We start from the raw sequence: 6853 nt of genomic DNA, 5'->3' as shown, positions 1-6853 counted from the left end.
GGCAGGTCGTGCATCGACAACAATCCTGTGCGGGCCGCTCGACAGGTCATGTCGCGCAGGAAGGCCCGTGTCCGTACGAGCGAGGGGCTGGCTGCTTGGCAGGTCGTGCATCGACAACAATCCTGTGCGGGCCGCTCGACAGGTCATGTCGCGCAGGAAGGCCCGTGTCCGTACGAGCGAGGGGCTGGCTGCTCGGCACGCTGAGCTTCTCTGGCCGCCCTGTTGGCCAGGAGCTACCGCTGCTGGAGCGGCGCAGCACCGACCCCTGAAACTCGCCGATGAGGACGGACGGCTTGACGCTCAGTTCAAGCACCACCCCGGCGTGGCCCACGTCCGCGAGACCCTCCAGCCGGCGGTGGCCGTCGAAGACTCCCACCTCGGTGCGGTCAGCGCGTGCGGTGAGCGGGCGTACCCGATGGTCGGAGGTTCGGTGATGTGGGTGTACGCGATGTCAGCGTCGTCCGCTGGGTGGCGATGGCTCAGGGTTGGGTGGGCCGGAGTGCTCGATGAGGTCCGTCGGGGAGGCGGCGTGTTGTGGGGACGCAGACATGGTGGCCTGCTGTATGACGAACGGTCAGGCCGGCCTGTGATGGCCGGCCGTCAGAGGGTGTCCTCTTCCTTGCGGCGGCGTTCGTTGTACGCGCGCATGCGTTGCGGGTAGCCGGTCAGCTGTACGTCGTACACCGGCAGGGCAAGATCGCGGGCGACCTTGTGGATCACGGCGGGCGAACCGACCCGCCGTCTGGTCCATTCGCCGTCGTCGGCCACCGCCACGGCGGTCGTATCGGTGGCAAAAGTCTCTGGCTCGACATAAAACTCGACGCCACGCCGCGATCGGGCGAAGGCGATGAGCGCCTCGATGTCGGCGTCTGTCGCCTCTCGGTCGAACTTCGCGATCTTACGACCGCGCAGTCGACGAATGCCGTAGCGGTCTCGCCATCTCATGGATCCTTTTTATACCGTCTGGAGGCTTCGCGTCGGGGATGATCTCGGGGACAGATCGGGGATTCTCCCGACGGCGGGCGACGATGCGGCGGCGCAGTATGGGGGTGTCAGCCCGATTCTCAGAGGAGAGGCATGGCGATTATGGCTGGGGTACCGAAAATCCCCGGGCCGGGAGAGGTGCCGCCAGCTCATCTGCGCGTCACCCATCAGGACCGCGAGCACGTCGTCGAGCACGTCAAAGCCGCTTACGCGGACGGTCGCCTCGACAAGCTCGAGTTCGACGACCGGCTGGAACAGGCGATGACGGCGCGCACGCACGGCGACCTGACGCCCATCATGACGGAGCTGTACGGCAGCCAGGCAGTCGAACGACTCGCCCCGCCGCCGGCTCCGGCACGCCCGGCTCATGCGACGGAGAGCAACGAGCGTCTCGGCGCCGCTCTTGGTCATTTCCTGCCGATCATCGGTTTCCCGATCATCGGGCCGCTCATTCTCATGCTCACCGGCGGCAAGACGTCGCCGTACATCCGCAGCCACGCCGTGGAGGCGCTCAATTTCCAACTCACGGTGATGGGGGCGTCGGTGCTGCTGACGTTCACGGTCATCGGGATGGTGCTGCTGCCGTTCCTGTGGGTCGCGGCCATGGTCCTCGGCATCGTCGCCGGCGTCACGGCTCTGTCGGAAGACCAATACCGTTACCCGATGACGGTTCGCCTGGTGAAGTGATCTGGCCGGCTTTCGCCGTCGCAATCGCCGACCCTGAGCTCTTTCGGGGTCGGCGGCACGTATTTTCCCAACGCGAGTTTCGCCGTCGGTTCATTCCGATCTCATAACCCTTGCCAAGTGAACCCGCCTGACACCAGCTCCACGGAATTGCCGACGAAACACCACCTCCGCCGACATCCGTCGGCACCTTGGCAAGGGGAACGAACCCACCACCGCAATGGGCCGGCCGGTGCGCGTATCCCGTGGGCTCGGGCCATGATCGTGAAGGGCTCGGGCGGTGTTGGTCGCCACGGCAGACGCCTGAGCGATGGCGCGTACGACCGGCTGAGCACCCGGTGTTCGCGACGCTGAGGCGTAACGGGCTGGAGGTGTGAGTGCAGAGGCCCCGGGTCGGCCGGGAGGCCCGGGTCGGACGTGACACTCCAGGTCGCTCGGCCGCCATCTGGTTGGGGTGCCCTGCGGCGGGCGCCGCGTGGCTACGTAGCACCAGTAGCGGCCATCGTGGGTACGCGGGGCCTCGCCCACGTGGACGCCCCCAGTGGGGGGCCGTACCGTCTTGTCGACGTCCGGGGTGACCAGATCGCCGGCCGCAGGTCCCAAGGCGGAAGGGCGGATGGCATCGTCGAGCCGGCCGCCTTCTCCTCGGCGGCCCCAGGGGCGTCCGCGTCAACCGTCACGGAGCGGTCCGCCCCGCGTGAGCGTGACGGCGTGGGCCAGGAACCGGCCCCGTTCGTCCTCCGGCACGCCGAGCAGCTCGCAGATCACGACCGCCGGGATCGGCGCCGCGAACGACTCGACCAGGTCGGCGGGCGGGCCCTGCCGCTCCATGGCGTCCAAGTGCTCGCGGGCGATCTGCTCGATGCGCTCGGTGAGCAGCCGCATCCCGCGCACGGTGAACTCGCCGGTGAGACGGCGGTAGCGGTCGTGCCCCGTGGCCACAACCGGTCCCACACGGTCAGCGGGCCAGCACCTGGTACTTCACGTGCATCACGCCCGCGCTCAGGTCGCCGAGGGCGGCGAAGGCACCCTCGGACAGGTCGAGGCAGCGCCCGCCCACGAAGGGGCCGCGGTCGTTGATCCGCACGGTGACGGATTCGCCGGTGTCCGGGTTGGTGACGCGCACCCTGCTGCCCATGGGCAGAGTCTTGTGGGCGGCGGTCATGGCGGAGGGGTTGAACCGTTCGCCGCTGGCGGTCATCTGGCCTTCGCCGTAGTACGACGCGCCACACGAGCCGGAGGCGATCACGCGGGACCTCGGCTTCCTGCGCTCGCCCCGGGTGTCCTCGTTCCTGGCCACCCGGGTCCTGTACGCCGCCTTCTTGGCGGTCTCCGTCTCGGCCTTCAGGGATTCGGTCTTGGTCTTCGCCTTGGGGGATTCGGCGGGCGACGGAGACTTCGTGGGCTGGGGCGACCTGAGGGCTTTCGCCGGAGCGACCACCGCGGACGGCCTGGGGGCGGGCGACGACGGCGCCGGGCTGTGCCGGCGGGAGGGTTTGTGCGGCGAGGCTGCCGGGCTGGGAGTCGTTCTCGCCGTCTTCGCCGGGGTGGGGGAGGACGTCGTCACCGGTTCGGACAGGGACATGGCGACAGTGCGCTGGGGAAGGTCGTCGTTGCCGATGGCGGCCCAGGCGGTGGTGGAGACGGCCGCGACAAGGGCGGCTCCGCTCGCGACCGCGACCCAGCGGCCGGGGAAGGTCGGGAAGGACGGCTTGCGCGAATGCTGGCCCAAGGTAAACCACGGTCCTAGCTAGGGGATGGGGCAAGGAAAGGCCGCGCCTGAGGGGGCGGGGTTGTACGGCGGCCGATCCGTGGGCGGGGTCGGGGGACCCGCGCGGTGTGGACGAACATAAGGGACAAACCGTAGGCAAAGGCAACATAATGGGACATCTAGTGACATAAATCACTTACAGTGCGTGATCATTAGATTTTGCCGCGTGTACGTGTGGATCAACCGGTCTCCCGCAACAGCCAGGGCGCCGCACTCCCTCCTTGCCGGGATCGGGCGCTGCAGGAGTGACAGCCGAGCACCTGCTCGCCGACGACGCACGTCACCTGTCCAGCTCGATGATCTGGACTCAGTGCGGGTCGTGCCCCTGACCGACGGGAGCGTGGCGTGGCGCCGCGGTGCAGGTGTGGCGCGGGGCTGGACGTGGCGCCGCGGTGCGGGGCCGGCGCGGTGCGGCGGTTGCATCGTGCCGAGGTCTGGGGGTGACGCTGTGTAACGGTGCGGGCGGATGGCGTGCCAGACGATCAAGCGCTCGCCGCTGGGCCCGGTGGAGTCGAGCCGCTGACCGACGGTGGTGCTGTGGTGCGAGGGTGGCGTCGTGTTGCGGTGCGGGGCTGACGGATCACCGGCGGGGCGGGACCCCAGGCGCAGACGATCAAGCGGTCGCTGCTGGAGGTGTCCCTTCCCGAGGCCTGTCGCTGCGCCTTGACGAGATGAACCGGGCTGACATCGCCGGTCCAGTTGTGGGCGCCCGCTCAGTCTCCCGCCTGGCGGGTAGCCCGGCGTGTACGCCCGGTGTCCGGGAGCCGCCCAGCGCGCGCTCACGCGCGTCTTCGTGCAGATGGCGCATCGAGGTCGAATCCGCGTGTGGGCACCCTGGAGGGCGCCGGCTCAGGTCGTCGGTGGCGTCGAGAGAGACGACAACAGTGCCGCACTTCCGCCTCACTGGGTTGCGACCGTTTCGGGGTTACAACATGCGGCACGTGCTCAGGCCGGCGGCGTAGCGGGAGACGTCGACGGTGCCGTACTGCTGCCCCGCCGCGGGGCGGTGCTTCCGGAGTCACTGCGAGGGGCGCATGACCCCGGGTCGCAGGCGTGGAGGCGGGCGTCTACGGGGCCGTACTGGCGCCTCACCGGGACGTGGGGGCTCTGAGGTCGCATGACCCCGGGTCGGCGGCGTCATGCCCAGCCTGCTGGGCAGCGCGCCGCTTTCCTGCGGCCGCCACGCGGGTGGCCCCGGCTGGGCTGGTCGGTGGGGAGTGACTGCCTTGCACGCGTGCCGCTGTGCGTGCCGAACAGGATTCGCCGCAGGTGCAAGGGAGGGGCCCGGTCAGAGCATCAGGGAGCGGACGGTGTCGACGGTGTCGGCGTCCTCCACGCGCTTGTCGGGTCGGTAGCGCAGGACGCGGGCGAAGCGGAGCGCCATGCCGCCCGGGTAGCGGGGCGAGCGCTGCACCCCGTCGAAGGCGATCTCCACGACCAGCTCGGGCCGGAGCTTGACGGTCCACTGGTCGGTGGGGCCCTCGGCGAGCTCCAGGAAGCGTTCGGTCTGCCACGCCAGCAGCTCGTCGGTCAAACCCTTGAACGTCTTGCCGAGCATCACGAACCCGCCCTCGGGATCGCGCGCCCCAAGGTGGAGGTTGGACAGCTTGCCCTCGCGGCGGCCGTGGCCCCACTCGGCCGCCAGAACCACCAGGTCGAGCGTGTGACGCGGCTTGACCTTGATCCAGCCGGCGCCGCGCCGGCCGGCCGCGTAGGGGGACGCGAGCGACTTGACCACCAGGCCCTCGTGGCCCGCCTTGACCACGTCGGTGAAGAACTGCTCGGCCTCCGCCACCTCACCCGTGATCAGGCGGGGCGTCAGCAGCCCCTGCCGGACCGTACGGGTCAGGGCCTCCTGGCGCTGGGCGTAGGGCAGGTCGAGCAGGTCGGCGCCGTCGATGCGCAGGGCGTCGAAGAAGAACACGCTCAGCGGCGTCTTCTCACGCAGCCGGGCCACGTCGGTCTTGCTGGAGACGCGGCTCGCCGTCACCTGGAACGGGTGCGGCCGGCCGTCGGGCCGCAGGGCGATCACCTCGCCGTCGAGCACCAGATCGGCGGACGGCATCTCCAGCACCGCCTCGACCAGCTCGGGAACCTGTGCGGTGATGTCGTCGAGCGTACGGCTGAAGACCGTGACCTCGGAGCCGGAACGGTGGGCCTGGACGCGGATGCCGTCGAGCTTCCACTCCAGCGCGGCGGGAGCGCCGGCCTTCTCCAGCGCGGCGGCCACGTTGGGCGCGCTGCCCGCCAGCATGGGCGAGACCGCCTGCCCCACTTCCAGCCGGAACCCGCGCAGCGCCGCCACCCCGCCGGTCAGCGCGGCCGCACCGACGGCGGGCAGCCAGCCGCGCAGTGTGAGCGCGCGGCGCACGTCGGCCGACGGCGCCCCCGACGCCTTGGCCACCGCTTCGATCATGACGCCGTCGAGCGCGCCCTGGCGCAGCTCACCGTGCAGGAGCCGGCGCATGAACTGCTGCTCCTGGCTCGTCAGCCCGGCGAACAACTCCGCCACCAGCGCCTTGCGCGCCGCCTGCGAGCCCTGCCCCGACACCGCCTTGATGCGGCTCAGCAGCTCGTCGACCTGGGTCAGCGTGGCGGTCGCGGCCAGCTTGGGCTGCGGGATGTCCTCCAGCGTGCGCCAGCCGACGCCGACCTGCCGCTGGGGCAGCTCGCCCGAGAGGTAGGAGATGGCGATCTCCGCCTCCTCCGGGCCGACCCGGCCCAACAGCTCCGCCAGATGGCCGATCTTGCCCAGCCTGGCGGACGTGCGCGTCACCACCTCGGAAACCCGGACCACGTCGATCAGAAGCACACGCCTATGGTGCCTCACGCAGGCGACATTTCCCCAACCGAAATCGGCATATCTCCTGCGTGTGTCCGCCGAAAGGGAATCAGCGGCTGCAGGGCAGGCAAAGCGGCGGGGGACAGTCCGGCCGGAAAGCCGCGATGGGCTCTGGGGCCGGAGTGTCCCGCACGGTGCTGAGCCGTCAGCTGACGCCGAGAAGATCGACGACGAAGATCAGCGTCTCGTTCGGCTTGATGCGCGGCGGGGCGCCGCGGGTGCCGTAGCCGAGGTGCGGCGGGATGACGAGCTTGCGGCGACCGCCGACCTTCATGCCCACGACTCCCTGGTCCCAGCCTCCGATGACGCGACCGGCGCCCAGGGGGAACTCGAACGCCTGGCCGCGGTTCCACGACGCGTCGAACTCCTCCCCGGTCGAGAACGAGACTCCCACGTAGTGGACGCGTACGTTCTGGCCGGGCTTGGCCTCGGGGCCGTCGCCCACGGTCAGGTCCTCGATCTCGAGGTCCGCGGGCGGGTTGCCGCCGGGGAAGTCGATCTCGGGCTTCTCGAGTGCCACGAAAATGCTCCTGTTGCGATTGTTGACGATGCGAATGACCCGACGACTCTAT

5 protein-coding genes and 1 pseudogene are annotated in these 6853 nt (G+C 69.8%); 1 reads left to right on the top strand and 5 read right to left on the bottom strand.

Annotated features, from left to right (window positions below; genetic code table 11):
* Positions 1–600 precede the first annotated feature (600 nt).
* Positions 601–945 (bottom strand): hypothetical protein, encoded by a 345-nt coding sequence (locus ACIBP6_RS28730; RefSeq protein ID WP_111185291.1) that lies wholly within the window; start codon positions 943–945, stop codon positions 601–603.
* 132 nt (positions 946–1077) lie between these two features.
* Between ACIBP6_RS28730 and ACIBP6_RS28725 the strand changes: the two genes are divergently transcribed.
* Entirely contained in the window at positions 1078–1671 is a 594-nt protein-coding gene (locus ACIBP6_RS28725; protein WP_397056993.1) for a DUF1707 and DUF4870 domain-containing protein, read from the top strand.
* Positions 1672–2388: 717 nt separating this feature from the next.
* On the opposite strand, the pseudogene ACIBP6_RS28720 reads toward ACIBP6_RS28725, so the two are convergent.
* From ACIBP6_RS28720 to ACIBP6_RS28705, 4 genes and pseudogenes are all read right to left on the bottom strand, one after another.
* Positions 2389–2598 (bottom strand): annotated as a pseudogene (locus tag ACIBP6_RS28720) (cytochrome P450); the annotation flags it as partial.
* A 28-nt stretch (positions 2599–2626) separates the two neighbouring features.
* Positions 2627–3400 (bottom strand): septal ring lytic transglycosylase RlpA family protein, encoded by a 774-nt coding sequence (locus tag ACIBP6_RS28715; RefSeq protein WP_397056992.1) that lies wholly within the window; start codon positions 3398–3400, stop codon positions 2627–2629.
* A gap of 1327 nt (positions 3401–4727) precedes the next feature.
* Positions 4728–6251, bottom strand: coding sequence for an ATP-dependent DNA ligase (locus ACIBP6_RS28710; protein WP_397056991.1), 1524 nt, complete (start codon positions 6249–6251; stop codon positions 4728–4730).
* A gap of 175 nt (positions 6252–6426) precedes the next feature.
* Entirely contained in the window at positions 6427–6801 is a 375-nt protein-coding gene (locus ACIBP6_RS28705; RefSeq protein ID WP_111181887.1) for an FKBP-type peptidyl-prolyl cis-trans isomerase, read from the bottom strand.
* Positions 6802–6853: the final 52 nt, after the last annotated feature.

It is taken from the genome of Nonomuraea terrae (assembly GCF_044465245.1).
Lineage (GTDB): Bacteria > Actinomycetota > Actinomycetes > Streptosporangiales > Streptosporangiaceae > Nonomuraea > Nonomuraea terrae.
The sequence above is the reverse complement of the archived record's forward strand: the minus strand, read 5'-3'. Positions and strand labels throughout refer to the sequence as shown.